At 51.1% G+C, this 14,557-nt stretch carries 12 protein-coding genes and 1 riboswitch; of the genes, 8 read left to right on the top strand and 4 right to left on the bottom strand.

The window, feature by feature from the left end; genetic code table 11:
- Positions 1-77 precede the first annotated feature (77 nt).
- From ACO0LF_RS29090 to thiE, 6 genes are all read left to right on the top strand, one after another.
- The gene (locus ACO0LF_RS29090) at positions 78-2,207 is read left to right on the top strand and encodes a tetratricopeptide repeat-containing diguanylate cyclase (protein ID WP_423020519.1); all 2,130 of its coding nucleotides are present in this window, start codon (positions 78-80) and stop codon (positions 2,205-2,207) included.
- A gap of 79 nt (positions 2,208-2,286) precedes the next feature.
- A riboswitch (TPP riboswitch) is annotated at positions 2,287-2,388 on the top strand.
- An 84-nt stretch (positions 2,389-2,472) separates the two neighbouring features.
- A complete protein-coding gene (gene thiC / locus ACO0LF_RS29085) occupies positions 2,473-4,386 on the top strand; it encodes a phosphomethylpyrimidine synthase ThiC (protein WP_423020517.1) in 1,914 nt (637 codons plus the stop codon).
- Positions 4,387-4,388: 2 nt separating this feature from the next.
- Positions 4,389-4,589 carry a sulfur carrier protein ThiS gene (gene thiS / locus ACO0LF_RS29080; protein ID WP_423020516.1) on the top strand — a complete coding sequence of 67 codons (201 nt, stop codon included), beginning with the start codon at positions 4,389-4,391 and terminating at the stop codon, positions 4,587-4,589.
- Positions 4,590-4,759: 170 nt separating this feature from the next.
- Entirely contained in the window at positions 4,760-5,551 is a 792-nt protein-coding gene (locus ACO0LF_RS29075) for a thiazole synthase (protein ID WP_423020514.1), read from the top strand.
- Positions 5,552-5,572: 21 nt separating this feature from the next.
- Complete coding sequence (thiD, locus tag ACO0LF_RS29070; protein WP_423020512.1) at positions 5,573-6,391, top strand: bifunctional hydroxymethylpyrimidine kinase/phosphomethylpyrimidine kinase; 819 nt, start codon at positions 5,573-5,575, stop codon at positions 6,389-6,391.
- The gene (thiE, locus tag ACO0LF_RS29065; RefSeq protein WP_423020510.1) at positions 6,388-7,032 is read left to right on the top strand and encodes a thiamine phosphate synthase; all 645 of its coding nucleotides are present in this window, start codon (positions 6,388-6,390) and stop codon (positions 7,030-7,032) included. The genes thiD and thiE overlap by 4 nt, the downstream gene beginning before the upstream one ends.
- Positions 7,033-7,047: 15 nt before the next feature.
- Here thiE and ACO0LF_RS29060 read toward each other — a convergent pair whose 3' ends face one another.
- From ACO0LF_RS29060 to dapA, 3 genes are all read right to left on the bottom strand, one after another.
- Positions 7,048-7,779, bottom strand: a complete 732-nt coding sequence (locus tag ACO0LF_RS29060) for a hypothetical protein (RefSeq protein WP_423020508.1) — start codon at positions 7,777-7,779, stop codon at positions 7,048-7,050.
- Between the two features lie 99 nt (positions 7,780-7,878).
- On the bottom strand, positions 7,879-8,589 hold the full coding sequence (locus tag ACO0LF_RS29055) for a hypothetical protein (RefSeq protein WP_423020506.1): 711 nt from the start codon (positions 8,587-8,589) through the stop codon (positions 7,879-7,881).
- 60 nt (positions 8,590-8,649) lie between these two features.
- The gene (gene dapA, locus ACO0LF_RS29050) at positions 8,650-9,588 is read right to left on the bottom strand and encodes a 4-hydroxy-tetrahydrodipicolinate synthase (RefSeq protein WP_423020504.1); all 939 of its coding nucleotides are present in this window, start codon (positions 9,586-9,588) and stop codon (positions 8,650-8,652) included.
- Positions 9,589-9,937: 349 nt separating this feature from the next.
- On the opposite strand from dapA, the gene ACO0LF_RS29045 reads away from it, so the two are divergent.
- A complete protein-coding gene (locus ACO0LF_RS29045) occupies positions 9,938-12,229 on the top strand; it encodes a UvrD-helicase domain-containing protein (RefSeq protein WP_423020502.1) in 2,292 nt (763 codons plus the stop codon).
- Positions 12,230-12,298: 69 nt separating this feature from the next.
- On the opposite strand, the gene coq7 is transcribed toward ACO0LF_RS29045, so the two are convergent.
- Positions 12,299-12,949: a 2-polyprenyl-3-methyl-6-methoxy-1,4-benzoquinone monooxygenase gene (gene coq7 / locus ACO0LF_RS29040; protein ID WP_423020500.1), complete on the bottom strand. Its 651-nt coding sequence runs from the start codon at positions 12,947-12,949 to the stop codon at positions 12,299-12,301.
- A 355-nt stretch (positions 12,950-13,304) separates the two neighbouring features.
- Between coq7 and ACO0LF_RS29035 the strand changes: the two genes are divergently transcribed.
- Positions 13,305-14,441: a porin gene (locus ACO0LF_RS29035; RefSeq protein WP_423020498.1), complete on the top strand. Its 1,137-nt coding sequence runs from the start codon at positions 13,305-13,307 to the stop codon at positions 14,439-14,441.
- Positions 14,442-14,557 lie beyond the last annotated feature (116 nt).

Genomic DNA, 14,557 nt, shown 5'->3' with positions numbered 1-14,557 from the left:
AAGAAGTAAAAAATAAATAAGCTAAAACCGTTTTAAAAAAAATTATTCGAGACAGGGATGGTGCGATGAGGGCTAGCATGTTGCAGCTACAATTAGCTAAATGGCAGTTCAGCCTGGGGCAGGGTTTGCTGAGCATTTGCTTGCTATGCGCAAGTGCGGCCAGTTGTGCCCAGGCCAGGCCGGATTTTGCCGAGATTGAGACCATCCACACCTTATCTGACCGCGACAATACGACAGCCCTCAAACAACTGCAGGAATACAAGGATAAATTAGGCCCGGATGCAGATTATGTCCTGCGTGCCGAAGTCTTGAAAACTCTGATCGGTATCCTGTATGACGCCGGCAAGATCAAAGAGGCTGATGCTGCCAATGCAGAACTGCTGCAACTGGCAAGGTCACGCAAAGACAATGACATGATCAACATGGCCTTGATAGGTGAGGCCTTTCAAATGATGGACCAGGGCAAGTTTGCCATGGCCCTCATTAAATTGAATGACATACAGCAAAGCCTGCGTGATACAAAAAATGCGGAAGTCCTCATGCGCCTGAATATTGCGTTTGGCATGGTGCAACTGGCAATCGGCAATTTTGACAAGTCCCTGTCGTATTTTTTGGAAGCCCTGAAACTGGCCGATCAGATACCGCGTCGCCGGGTACAAGCCAAGCTGTATCGCATGGAATCCATCGCCAGGCTGTATCTGAATATGCATAATGCAGAAAAAGCGCTGGAAACCACTAACGAAGCCCTGGCCATGTTGCCGGATATGGAATCGCCCAAGATTATTTCATCGCTGCAAATGACGCGCGGCCTGTCCTTGATTGATCTGGGCCGCCATGATGAAGCGCTGGAAGCCTATAAGACGGTCTTGCAGATCGCCAATGAGTCTGGCATGCCAGCACTGGCAGCCACGGCGCTGGCAAATATTTCAGACTATTACCTGCATGTGCACAAGTTCACCGAGGCTGAACGCGCCGCCCGTTTTTCTCTGGAAAAAGCCACGGCAGTCAAAGATCCTTTTGCCATCGCTATTGCCAAGGCCAACATAGGCTTTGCCCTGGCGGGCCAAAAGAAATTTTCCCAGGGCATCACCTATATCAATGAAGCCAAGAAATTTTTCATGGAAACCGGCTCCAAGTCAGATGTAGAAAACCTGCTTAGTGAAATCGGCAATATGTTTGAAGCCGCCGACATGCACAAGGAAGCCCTGGCCACCGTGCGTGAACAGCAAAAACTCAGCGATGAATTATTCCGCTCTGATCGGGCCAGGGCAGTGGCGACTTTGCAAGAGCAATTCAATGCCCAGCAAAGACAAAAGCAAATTGAATTGCTGGCCCGCGAAAATCAATTGAAAGATGCAGAAATAAAAAACCGCCAGTTACAGCAAGTCATACTCATGCTGGCAGGTGTCTTGATGGTAATGATAGGTGCGGTGATTTTCTTCCTCTATCAAAGAGTCAGGAAGACCAATGAAAAACTGCGTGAAGTCAATGAACAACTGGAATTTCATGCTGTGCGCGATCCTCTGACGGGTTTGTATAACCGCCGCTCCTTCGTTGATATGATGAAGGGCAGGGTGATCTTGCCAGAAGGTGAACGCCGCGAAGATGCGCTGGAAAATCCGGATTGCCTGATACTCATGGATATCGATCATTTTAAAAATATTAACGATAACTATGGTCATGCCGCAGGTGATGCCGTACTGGTCGAAGTAGCGCGCCGTCTGCGCAGTACGGTGCGTGATACCGACATGGTCTTGCGCTGGGGTGGTGAAGAATTCCTGATTTATTCACCGCGTACCAACCCAGCCCAATTGAAAAACCTGGTCGATCGTATTCTGCGCAGCATAGGTGAAGACAGCATGGCGGTGGATGGCGCTGAAGTGCCGGTGACGCTGACTGCGGGTTTCATCAGTTTGCCATTCTCAGGGTTACCCGAGGCAGTTTGCAATTGGGAAAAAGCCTTGCAAATTGCTGACATGGCCTTGTACCTGGGCAAGGTCAATGGCCGTAATCGTGCATACGGCGTCAGTAAATTATTGACTGCCTATGAAGAAGCCTTGCCGGTACTTGACCATGATTTGTCTGCTGCCATCAAGGCAGGTATGGTGGAGCTGGCAGAGGTACATGGGCCGGTCCGACATGTGGAAAGCCATCATCCGGCCTCACCAGTCATGCCGCATGCGGAATTGGCCAGTGATATGAAATAAAACACTGAGAAAGCGCCTGAGTTCAAAAAAAGTCGTATAATCTGCCGTCGTCGCGGTCCTGGTTAGTCCAGGGTCCGAAGAAAAATGCTAGGGGTCCTGCCATCAATTTTGTTGGCGGGTGAGAAATACCCTCGAACCTGATCTGGATAATGCCAGCGAAGGGAAGCTGCCGAAGTCTGTGCCGCCTGTAGTATGTCTTGATCTGCGCGCACCTGTTTTGGAAACTCCTTTGCTGGCTCCATGCCAACCAAGCAAAGGAGCCAAAATGAACGCCAACCCGCAATTCTTGTCCGCTACTGCCACAGTAGATGAGGCAGCCATTCAGCCACTGCCGAATTCCCGCAAGACCTATGTACAGGGCAGCCGCCCCGATATCCGCGTTCCCATGCGCGAAATCACGCAGTCCGATACACCTGCCATGTTTGGTTCGGAAAAAAATCCGCCTATCTATGTCTACGATACTTCCGGCCCCTATACTGACCCCGAAGTGAGAATCGATATCCGCTCTGGCCTGGCGTCAGTGCGTGGTGCCTGGATAGCTGAGCGTAATGATACTGAAGAACTGGCTGGCCCGACTTCAGAATACGGCATCGCCCGTCTGCATGACCCCAAACTGGCTGAGCTGCGTTTTAACCTGAAACGCCTGCCACGCCGTGCGCTGGCGGGCAAAAATGTCTCGCAAATGCACTATGCGCGCCAGGGCATCATCACACCGGAAATGGAATTTGTCTCCATACGCGAAAACCTGCGCAGGAAAGAATACCTGGAAAACCTGAAAGCCTCAGGTCCCATGGGTAGCAAGCTGGTAGAAGTCATGGGGCGTCAGCATCCTGGCCAGTCTTTTGGTGCCTCAATTCCAGCAGAAATCACGCCAGAATTCGTGCGTTCAGAAATCGCTCGGGGCCGTGCGATTATCCCTGCGAATATCAATCATCCTGAAATCGAACCGATGATCATAGGCCGCAATTTCATGGTCAAGATCAATGCCAATATCGGTAACTCTGCAGTCACATCTTCCATCGGTGAAGAAGTCGAAAAAATGACCTGGGCAATACGCTGGGGTGGCGATAATGTCATGGATCTTTCCACTGGCAAGCACATCCACGAAACCCGCGAATGGATTATCCGCAATTCCCCCGTGCCTATCGGTACTGTGCCTATCTATCAGGCACTGGAAAAAGTGAATGGCAAGGCAGAAGACCTGACCTGGGAAATTTTCCGCGACACGCTCATCGAGCAAGCCGAGCAAGGCGTCGATTACTTCACCATCCACGCCGGTGTACGCCTGCAGTATGTGCCGATGACAGCCAAACGCCTGACCGGCATTGTTTCACGCGGTGGCTCTATCATGGCGAAATGGTGTTTGGCGCATCATAAGGAAAGCTTCCTGTACGAGCATTTCGAAGACATTTGCGAAATCATGAAAGCCTATGACGTTTCCTTCAGTCTCGGCGATGGTCTGCGCCCTGGTTCCATCTATGACGCCAATGATGAAGCGCAACTGGGTGAGTTGAAAACCCTGGGTGAGTTGACGCAGATCGCCTGGAAACATGATGTACAAGTCATGATAGAAGGCCCAGGCCATGTGCCCATGCACCTCATCAAGGAAAACATGGACCTGCAACTCGAGCAATGCCATGAAGCGCCTTTCTATACCCTGGGCCCTTTGACGACGGACATCGCCCCTGGTTACGACCATATCACTTCCGGCATAGGCGCTGCGCAGATAGGTTGGTATGGCACGGCCATGCTGTGCTATGTGACACCAAAAGAACATCTGGGTTTGCCGAACAAGGTCGACGTCAAGGATGGCATCATCACTTACAAAATCGCTGCTCACGCAGCCGATCTGGCCAAAGGCCACCCCGGTGCGCAGATACGTGATAACGCCCTGTCCAAGGCCCGCTTTGAATTCCGCTGGGAAGACCAGTTCAACATCGGTCTCGACCCCGACAAGGCGCGTGAATTCCATGATGAAACTTTACCCAAGGATTCCGCCAAAGTCGCCCATTTCTGCTCCATGTGCGGCCCGCATTTCTGTTCCATGAAAATCACGCAGGAAGTGCGCGACTATGCCAATGCCCAGGGCATCACCGAGATACAGGCGCTGAAAAAAGGCATGGAAGTGAAAGCCGTTGAATTCATCAAATCCGGTGCGGAAATCTATAAGAAGCAATAGCCATGGTGGAGATACAGCTTAATGGAGAAAAGCGGCAACTGGTGAGTTCGCTGCTGGCTGATCTGATCGCAGATTTGAACCTGTCGCAGCAGACGATTGCGGTGGCGGTGAATCGGCAGATTATTCCGAAATCGCGCTGGACAGAGCATCAGTTGCAAGTGGATGACAAGGTTGATGTGGTAAGGGCGATTGGCGGTGGATGAATGTAGGTTGGGCTACGTTTCATCAGCCCAACGCTGGGCATTCAAATAACGTGCATGTTGATTCAAGGCCCAGTGTTGGGCTGGTAAACCGTAGCCCAACCTACGGCGCTAACAGGGCGGAGTCCAATCTATGACGTATTACTTGGTCTTCACAAATTTGAAAGAATTTTATGAACACAGAAAACAAGCCAGGCCTAACCATAGCCGGCAAAACCTACCGCTCCCGTCTACTGGTCGGCAGCGGTAAATACAAAGACCTCGAACAAACCCGTCTGGCAACAGAAGCCAGCGGGGCCGAGATCATCACAGTAGCAATCCGCCGCGTGAACATAGGGCAAGACCCGAATGCGCCAAGTTTGCTGGATGTAGTCCCACCCAGCAAATACACCATACTGCCCAATTCTGCCGGTTGTTATAACGCCGAAGATGCAGTCTACACTCTGCAACTAGGACGTGAATTATTGGGTGGTCACAAACTGTGCAAGCTGGAAGTATTGGGTGATGAGAAAACCCTGTTCCCTAACATGCCGGAAACATTAAAGGCAGCCAGGACTTTGGTGCAGGATGGTTTCGATGTCATGGTGTATTGCAGTGATGACCCTATACAGGCACGCATGCTGGAAGACATAGGCTGTGTTGCCATCATGCCACTGGCTTCATTGATAGGCTCAGGCATGGGTATTTTAAATCCCTGGAATCTGTCGCTGATTATCGATCAATCAAGGGTGCCGGTACTGGTCGATGCTGGTGTGGGTACGGCGTCCGATGCGGCGATAGCCATGGAACTGGGTTGTGATGGCGTGTTGATGAATACCGCCATCGCTGGCGCCCAAGACCCAGTGCGCATGGCACGTGCCATGGGCCTGGCGGTCGAGGCCGGGCGTGAAGCATTCCTGGCTGGTCGTATGGCGCGCAAGTTTGCGGCATCGCCATCTTCCCCCATGGCTGGCCGTATAGTCTGATACTCGTTTGATACCTGTTAAATGAAAACGATCACGCGTCCCTGTGTGCTGGTGTTTGCCGGGCATGATCCTAGTGGTGGTGCTGGCATACAGGCCGACATAGAAGCCATTGCCGCGCAGGGGGCACATGCCTTGCCGGTGATTACTGCATTGACAGTGCAGGACAATGACCATGCCTATGCGGTGCATGCAGTCGATGTGCAAATCATTTTGCAGCAAGCCATGACTCTGGTGGCGAAAATGCCAGTCAAGGTCGTCAAGCTAGGCATCGTTGCGCATAAAAAAAATGCCACGGCGATAGCCAGTTTTATCCAAAAGATGAAGCTGCAACAGCCTGAGCTGCAAGTCATCGTCGATCCGGTATTGGGCAGCGGCCATGGTGACAGCCTGTCGCTGGATGATGCGGTAGCGGCGCTTGAGCCTATATTGAAAGTGGCGACCCTGATTACACCAAATCTACCTGAATTGAAACGCCTGTCACCGCTGGCTGCTGACCTGCAGGCACAGGTAGAAAACCTGATGCAAAACTACAATGCAGATATCTTGCTCAAAGGCGGCCATGCAACAGAGGCGCAGGTAAAGAACATCTGGTTCCAGCACGGGCAATGGCAAGCGGCTCAGCAATGGTTGTGGCCACGTCTGGCTGGTGAATTCCACGGCAGTGGTTGCACGTTGGCGTCGGCGATAGCCGGGCAACTGGCGATGGGTATCGCCTTGCCTGAAGCATTACAGCAAGCGCAAAGTTATACTCAGCAAAGCCTGACACATGCGTATGCGATCGCCGCCGGACAGCTTATCCCGGCACGCCAGCCAGTTTCAAATACAAGGAAGAAATCATGAATACATTGAGCAAGCATCAACTCAGCGGCCTGTATATAGTTACCCCTGACTGGGATGATACTGACCGGCTCGTCACGCTTACTGAGCAGGCTTTGCTGGGCGGTGCCAATATCGTGCAATACCGCCACAAGACGGCAAGCCCGGAATTGCGCAAGACCCAGGCCACGGCCTTGCTGGACCTCTGCCGTCGCTTTGACAAGCCTTTCATCATCAATGATCACCTGGAGCTTTGCCTGGAAATTGATGCTGACGGCCTGCACGTAGGTGGCACCGACATCTCGGTGGCGGATGCCAGGTCTAAGCTGGGTGCAAACAAGATACTCGGTGCATCCTGCTATGGCGATATGGAACTGGCCCGTGCTGCCGTCCAGGGCGGGGCCAGCTATATTGCCTTTGGTGGTTTCTACCCTTCCCGCATCAAGAAATATGCAGTGACCACACCAGCCAGCATAGTTGCTGATGCGGTAAAGGAGTTTGATTTACCCAATGTCGTCATCGGTGGCATGACACTGGAGAATTGCCAGCCTTTGATTGCGCAAGGGGCTGATATGGTGGCCGTGATCAGCAGTGTCTACATGGCTGAGCAAGCGCAAGAGGCTGCGCAGGCGTTTACTGCGCTTTTCACTGCAGACAATGTTTGAAAGACCGGCGGAGGCTTATCTCGTTTCGCCTTCACTTTCTTTGTCGGCAGGCGTCGCTGCCTGCGGTTCCAGATCTTCGACTTTCAATAATTCTGCCGTGGTCAGGATACCGACGCTGACAATATCGTGGCCTTCTATCGTCTCACATTTACGTGGGTTGGCCAGCGTGCCTTCCGTGCAAAAGCGGATATTGGCTTTTTTCTTACCCGCTCCCGGATAATAGAACAGCATCATGTCACTGGCTCTTTTGATATACATAGCCTGATCCAGCAATTCTTCAGGGAATTTACCATCGGTCGCTTTCAGTAACCATTCACGCAATTTGGGTATGGCTTCAGTACTGACTTCACGGGTCTCCTTATTATGTGGTCCATGAAAACCCAGTCGTGTACGCGCAAGATCCTTGCTGGCAAGCATGCGTCTTTCCGTGCCCGCCATAAACATGATGGCGCAAGAAGAAAAACAATTACCCTGCACGGCCGTATTGATTTTCCTGCCTTTGATAAGCTGGGCAATGACATAGGCTGCATTCAAGTCTCCACCAGGGCTTTCGGTGAGTACTACATTATGCACTTCACCACCAGATAAATTGCGACGGAAGCGTTGTGCGTCATCTGCTTCCACCTTGCCATATAAAATCAGGGTGTCATTTGATCTGAGCATGGTCATGGCCTGTGCGGATGGGCCAGACAGCCACATCATGGCCATTGCCAACAAGGCTAAGCGAGCGAGACGGTGTAAGTTCATATGCAGCTTGTTGAGATATCGAGACTGCATTATCCTGTGCTTTGACTTGAGCAACAAATTACCGGACAGTTGCAGTCTTTTTATATGTTTCCCGGTGCTTTATTTTGCAGGGGGCGAGCTGGCTACCGGTGCTTCGGCTTCTTCCACTTTCAGTAATTCTGCCGTCGTCAATATACCCACACTGACGACATCATGGCCTTCTATGTTGTAGCACTTCTTGGGATTGACCAGGCTGCCCTGATTGCAAAAGCGTATGTCTCCTTTGCCAGGGTTGGCTCCCGGGTAGTAGAAAAACATCATGTCATAGGCTTTCTTCACGAACAAGGCCTGATCCAGTAATTCTTCCGGGAACTTGCCCTGAGTGGCTTTAAGCAGCCATTCGCGTAATCTGGGTATGCTTTCAGTTGCTATTTCCAGGGTGTCTTTATTATGTGGGCCGTGGAAACCCAGGCTGGTTCTGGTCAGGTCTTTTCCGGCCAGCATTTGTCTTTCTATCCCTGACATGAAGATAAAGGCGCAGGCAGAAAAACAATTGCCGCGCACGGCGGTATTGATTCTCTTTTGCGTGATCAGATGGGATATGGTGACGGCAGCGTTCATGTCGCCACCCGGGCTTTCGGTCAGGATGACATACTTGACTGGCGCGGCGGAGAGCAGATGATAGAAGCGCTGAAAATCATCAGGCTCGACTTTGCCAAATAAAATCAGAGTGTCGTTAGACCTTAGCATGGTCATGGCTGAACAGGGCAGGTTCATACCGGCTAGCCCGAGTATCAGGGCGGCAAGCAGAGAGGCAAAGCGTAATTTCATAAAGTCGCATGGAAAATGGATGCAGATATTATCGGATGCTTTGCCTGACCCGACAATACTTTATATATCTTGCAGGCGCGAGTAAGCCAGCAGTACTTTATCCTGCATGGCCGGGCTGGGTGGCTGCATGGGCGCACGCAGTGTGGCTTGCATGGCGTAGATGGATGCCAATACTGTCTTTAACGGCGCAGGATTGGGTTCCTCAAACAAGGCTTGCATAAGAGGCAGCAAAGCATAGAAAATTTCCCTGGCTTGTTGCAATTGGCCAGCCTTGATATGTGCCTGCATGCGCAAGAACAGGTCGGGGCGCAAATGTGCCGAAGCCAGGATGGCACCAGCGCCACCCAGACACAGTGTGGCGTAAATTTGATGGTCTTCGCCTGCCAGCACCTGGATATCACCATCAATGATAAGTTGCATGGTGGCTTGCTGGTCGCCGCCGCAATCCTTGATGGCGACAATATTCGGATGTCTGGCCAGTTCTTGCAAGGTGGATAACTCCATATGCACACCGGTGCGGTAGGGGATGTTGTACAGCAGTACGGGCACAGCCGCAGCATTGGCAATTTCAAAGAAGTAATGCAAGACGCCTGCTTGCGATGGCCGTATGTAATAAGGTGGCGTGACCAAAACACCGGCCACTTGTCTTTGCCCTATCAGGGACAGCCTCTGCAAGACTTGTTGCATATGATTGCCACTCAAGCCCATGATGACTTGATGAGCAGGAACCACAGCCAGTACGGCATCGAGCACTTGCAATTGTTCTTCTGCACTGAGAGCGGCGGCTTCACCAGTAGAGCCACAGACGACCAGACCAGCCACACCTTCAGAGATCAGCTTGCTGGCCAGCGCCTGCAAGGCCGGGAAATCCACTTCCGCGTCTGCGCTGGCACAAAATGGTGTGACCAGGGCGACCCAGATGCCAGAAAAATCAATCCGTCTGGCGTGATGGGTGGATACAATCGGGGTATTGCTGGAAATGCTGATGCTGCTGGACATGCCTGTTCTCCTGTAGACCGGTTAAAAGACCCGTCAGGAGCAGACATGGAGTGCAAGGGAAGAAACCGTTTTGCCATCCTGTCAGCTCACCTGACGGGACAGCACGCCCCGGTCAGATGAGCGTCTGTTTCTTGGCTTTTGCAAAGACCATACACAAAGCAGTGCTGCTTTGAGTCTGTAATTGATCTTTGGCTTGAGTTTGCATAGTGAAAATGTAGATGAAATTTCTATTGCGATTGAAATGATTATCTACGCGCCCAGTTGCGCCTGTCAAGTCTGCCGACAACAATTTTGCCTGACGTGTAGAGTGGAAAACAGGCTGGCTGGCTTAGTCCCGTATAATCTGTCTATGCAAAATTTACTCCACAACTTAAATCCCGAACAACTTGCTGCCGTGACACTACCGGCGCAATCTGCCCTGATTTTGGCTGGCGCCGGTTCCGGCAAGACCAGGGTGCTGACTACCCGCATCGCCTGGCTGATACAGACTGGCCAGGTGTCACCTGGTGGCATACTGGCCGTGACCTTTACCAACAAGGCCGCCAAAGAAATGCTGACGCGTCTGTCAGCCATGTTGCCGATTAATACACGCGGCATGTGGATAGGCACTTTCCATGGTCTGTGTAACCGCCTCTTGCGCGCCCATCACCGTGATGCCGGTTTGCCATCGACTTTCCAGATACTGGATTCTGGTGACCAGTTATCCTTCATCAAGCGTTTGCTGAAGGCTAACAATATCGATGATGAAAAATTCCCGCCCAAGACCCTGATGTATTTCATCAATGGTGCGAAAGATCAGGGTTTGCGTGCAGCCCAGGTCGATGCCTACGATGATTTCAACCGCAAGCTGGTTGGCTTGTATGATTTATATGACACACAATGCCAGCGTGAAGGTGTGGTTGATTTTGCTGAACTCCTGTTGCGCACCTATGAATTGCTGAGCCGTAACCAGCCGCTGCGTGAACATTACCAGGATAGATTCCGTCATATCCTCGTCGACGAGTTCCAGGATACCAATGACCTGCAATACAAGTGGTTGAAACTGATGGCAGGCGAGGGTGGCAAACAAGGCGGAGCAGTGTTTGCCGTCGGTGATGATGACCAGAGTATCTATGCCTTTCGCGGTGCCAATGTCGGCAATATGTCAGCCTTTGAACGTGAATTCCAGGTGCAGAACCTGATCAAGCTGGAACAGAATTACCGCTCGCACGGCCACATCCTCGATAGTGCCAATGTACTCATAGAACACAATAGCAAACGCCTGGGCAAGAATCTGCGTACTGATGCCGGCCACGGCGAGCCAGTGCGTATCATGGAATCCAGCAGTGATATACAGGAAGCTAACTGGATCATAGAAGAAGCCAAGAACCTGATACGCGAGGGTTCATTGCGCAGCGAGATCGCGATACTTTATCGTTCCAATGCGCAATCACGTGTCATAGAGCATGCCCTGTTCACGGCGAATATTCCTTACCGCGTGTATGGCGGTCAGCGCTTTTTCGAGCGTGCCGAGATCAAGCATGCTATCGCCTATCTGCAATTGATGGACAACCCGCATAATGATTCTGCCTTTTTACGCGTGGTGAACTTCCCTACCCGTGGCATAGGTGCGCGCTCGCTGGAGCAATTGCAGGATGTCGCCAGGCAGCAGAATATGTCCATGTATGCGGCAGTACCTTATGTGGCTGGCAAGGCAGGTTCTTCTCTGGCCAATTTTGTCAAACTCATCGAAGGTGCCCGTTTTGAAACGCAGAACCTGCCTTTGCCTGAGATGGTCAAGATCGTACTGGAAGTCAGCAGCCTGCTGACACATTATCAGACTGAAAAAGAAGGCGCTGACCGTATAGAAAACTTGGAGCAGCTCGTCAGCGCTGCCACCCTGTTTGTCTCAGAAGAAGGTTTTAACAAAGAAGCCCCCGCCTTTGCCGGACCCGCCAGTGGTGCAGCCGTCTTGCTGGAGAGTGGAAATGGAGACCAGATCATTGATGCTGACGCCGCCTTGCCAACGGTGATGTCGCCCTTGTCCGCGTTCCTCTCGCACGCATCGCTGGAAGCCGGTGATAACCAGGCGCAAGCCGGGCAAGATGCCATGCAATTGATGACCGTGCATTCTGCCAAGGGCCTGGAATTTGATGCGGTATTTATTACCGGTCTCGAAGAAGGTCTGTTCCCGCATGAGAACAGTGCTCAGGAAGAAAGCGGTGTGGAAGAAGAACGCCGCCTCATGTATGTGGCCATCACGCGCGCGCGCAAACGCCTGTACCTGAGTTTTTCACAAACCCGCATGCTGCATGGCCAGACCCGTTACAACATGCGTTCACGCTTTCTCGATGAATTGCCGGAAGAATCATTGAAATGGCTGACCCCACGGGTACAGCCAAGCTGGTTCGGTAATAAAAAATCAGCCTGGGATGAAGCACCGGATGATGCCGCGAATCGTATTGCTCAGACGTTTAAGAAGGGTAATGACGCCATGACCTGGCGCATAGGCCAGAATGTCGCACATGCCAAGTTTGGTGAGGGCGTAGTGGTGAATCTGAATGGCGGCGGTGGCAGTGGCAGTCTGCGGGCGCAAATCAATTTTGGTAAGTTCGGCATGAAAGAGCTGGACTTAAGCATCGCCAAACTGGAAAAAATATAGGCAAGGTAGAAGCAGCAGGCAAGCACAGGTGTTAGCCTGTGCTGCATTTCAGGCAAGTCAGATCATGCCTTACACATAATATGCTGTCGTCGTCATTACCTTGGCCATGAGCTTCATGCCTGCCTGTACTGGTGCAGGCAGGTCGCTGGCCCCCAGAGCCTGGGCGGCAGCGCCATGGGCAATTTCATCGACCCGCATTTGTTCCACGATGGCGCGGGACTTCAAGTCTTGCTCAGGCAGTTTTTGCAGATGGCTGGCCAGATGCGCTTCTACCTGTTTTTCTGTTTCAACCACAAAACCCAGGCTGACGGCATCACCAAATCTGGCTGCCAGGGTACCGCAGGCATATGCACCGGCGTACCAGAGTGGGTTCAGCAGGCTGATATGTGAATTGAGTTCACGCAGCCTCTTTGCAGTCCAGGCCAGATGATCTTCTTCTTCCAGGCCAGAATGCTGGAATTGCTGGCGTATATTTTCCGTATGCGCATTCGCCCCCTGAGAGTCATACAGGGCCTGGGCACAAATTTCGCCCACATGATTGACGCGCATCAAACCTGCGCTGTGCGCTTTCTCTTGCTCCGATAAATCAGCATCTGCCAGTTCTTGCCCAGGATAACTGCGCCTGGCCATGGCTTGCCCACTGACCACACGCAGGGCTCGGTCAAATTTGCTGATCAATTGATCCAGGTTGCCCCTGGGGGATGTTGTGAATAAGCTCATATTATTCTTTTGAAAATGCCACGGTTGAAACTATAGAAAGCCACTATAGCTTTGGATAATCGCTATTGTAAGAAGGAATGTCGCTTGATGCCATCAGATCAAATCTGGAAAGCGACAAAATACTTAAAACTCTCATAATAAGAAAGAAGATCCTTGTTGCGATAACGCCACATAAAATTTGCTTAAATACGATCGTTCGCAAATTCTCTTTGCCCTATTTCTTGTTATTTGTTTCAATGGAATCCAGCTTCTTAATCAGCAGGTTTCGAAGTCCTGGCAAGACTAGACGATTACAAATGACTGACCAGCAATAAGGTACGGCCACATAATTTTAATAATTTTGGAGACGCTTTCAATGAAAAAATCGATACTGGCATTCGCAGTTTTGAGCGCATTTGCAGCAACCGCTTCAGCCCAATCTTCCGTCGTCATCTATGGCATCGTTGATGCAGCAGTCGTCGTCACGACCAACCAGACAGCTACCGGTGGTTCTAAAGCTTCTATGGATGCTGGTCAGTTATTGACCTCCCGTTGGGGTATTAAAGGCTCTGAAGACCTGGGTGGCGGTTTGAAAGCGAACTTCAATCTGGAAGGCACACTGGCTAATGATACTGGTGCCGCCGGTGCCGGTTTTGGCGGTAATGTGTTTAACCAGGCTGGTAATAATACTTCTCTGTTTGATCGTCTGGCCTGGGTAGGCTTGTCCGGTGATTTCGGTTCGATTACTTTGGGCCGCAATAATATTCTGGGTGTGGACTCTGTTGGTCTGGCTGATCCTATCAGCCTGGCACATGCAGGTTCCAATCCTAACGTGATGTTCAGTGCCTTAAATGCAGGCGCATTCTTTGGTGGCTTTGGTACTAACCAGGGCGGTACTGCACTGCGTCAAAATAACTCTATCAAATATGTGTCACCTCTGATGTCTGGCTTCGGCGGTGCAGCAATGTATGGCTTTGGTGAAAAAGCTGGCGACACAGGTGCGAGCAGCTATGCTGGTTTGTCTGGTTTCTTCACTGACGGTACCAATGGCGCGGCTTTGTCTTATGCAAAACTGAAAGATGCAAATAATGTATCGAGCCTGAGTGGCTGGGCAGGCGGTGTGAAATTCAAGGTAGATCCATCTGTGATGTTGCGTGCAACTTACTCTCACAATAAAGTCGACGGCAATGTCAAAATTGATGCTTTGCCAAGTGCCAATGGTCGTAAGATCACTGTGATCGGTCTGGGCGTCGATTTTACTCTGTCTGATCAGATGACTTTGACTCCTGCCTATTACAACACCAAACGTTCAGGTGATATAGACGGCAAGGCTGATCAATACATCTTGCTGGGTAAATATGCATTTAGCAAACGCACAACAGCCTATGCTTCACTGACATATGCAAAAGCGGGCTCAGCCAATGCGCAAGATATCTCTCTGGCTCTGGGTATTATCGGTGCAGGTAATAGTTCTGCGACACGTACTGCAGTAGGTATATTGCACGCATTCTGATTCTAATTATCTCGATTTTGCTTGCAAAGGTCGCTTATGCGACCTTTGCAATTTTGTTTTTGCTTGATTTTTTTTGCGTAAAAAATGTAATTTTCAACACTAGTTTCACTCAGTTA

The organism is Undibacterium sp. Di27W (genome assembly GCF_049340345.1).
GTDB lineage: Bacteria > Pseudomonadota > Gammaproteobacteria > Burkholderiales > Burkholderiaceae_D > Undibacterium.
Note: the sequence above shows the minus strand (reverse complement) of the source record. Positions and strands in the feature narration are given on the sequence as shown.

What these genes read in the sequence shown, in the direction of transcription:
- ACO0LF_RS29035 (WP_423020498.1), top strand. Translation starts at nt 13,305, where the DNA reads ATGAAAAAATCGATACTGGCATTCGCAGTTTTGAGCGCATTTGCAGCA.
- ACO0LF_RS29045 (WP_423020502.1), top strand. Translation starts at nt 9,938, where the DNA reads ATGCAAAATTTACTCCACAACTTAAATCCCGAACAACTTGCTGCCGTG.
- coq7 (WP_423020500.1), bottom strand. Translation starts at nt 12,949, where the DNA reads ATGAGCTTATTCACAACATCCCCCAGGGGCAACCTGGATCAATTGATC.
- ACO0LF_RS29090 (WP_423020519.1), top strand. Translation starts at nt 78, where the DNA reads ATGTTGCAGCTACAATTAGCTAAATGGCAGTTCAGCCTGGGGCAGGGT.
- thiC (WP_423020517.1), top strand. Translation starts at nt 2,473, where the DNA reads ATGAACGCCAACCCGCAATTCTTGTCCGCTACTGCCACAGTAGATGAG.
- ACO0LF_RS29060 (WP_423020508.1), bottom strand. Translation starts at nt 7,779, where the DNA reads ATGAACTTACACCGTCTCGCTCGCTTAGCCTTGTTGGCAATGGCCATG.
- thiS (WP_423020516.1), top strand. Translation starts at nt 4,389, where the DNA reads ATGGTGGAGATACAGCTTAATGGAGAAAAGCGGCAACTGGTGAGTTCG.
- ACO0LF_RS29055 (WP_423020506.1), bottom strand. Translation starts at nt 8,589, where the DNA reads ATGAAATTACGCTTTGCCTCTCTGCTTGCCGCCCTGATACTCGGGCTA.
- thiD (WP_423020512.1), top strand. Translation starts at nt 5,573, where the DNA reads ATGAAAACGATCACGCGTCCCTGTGTGCTGGTGTTTGCCGGGCATGAT.
- thiE (WP_423020510.1), top strand. Translation starts at nt 6,388, where the DNA reads ATGAATACATTGAGCAAGCATCAACTCAGCGGCCTGTATATAGTTACC.
- dapA (WP_423020504.1), bottom strand. Translation starts at nt 9,588, where the DNA reads ATGTCCAGCAGCATCAGCATTTCCAGCAATACCCCGATTGTATCCACC.
- ACO0LF_RS29075 (WP_423020514.1), top strand. Translation starts at nt 4,760, where the DNA reads ATGAACACAGAAAACAAGCCAGGCCTAACCATAGCCGGCAAAACCTAC.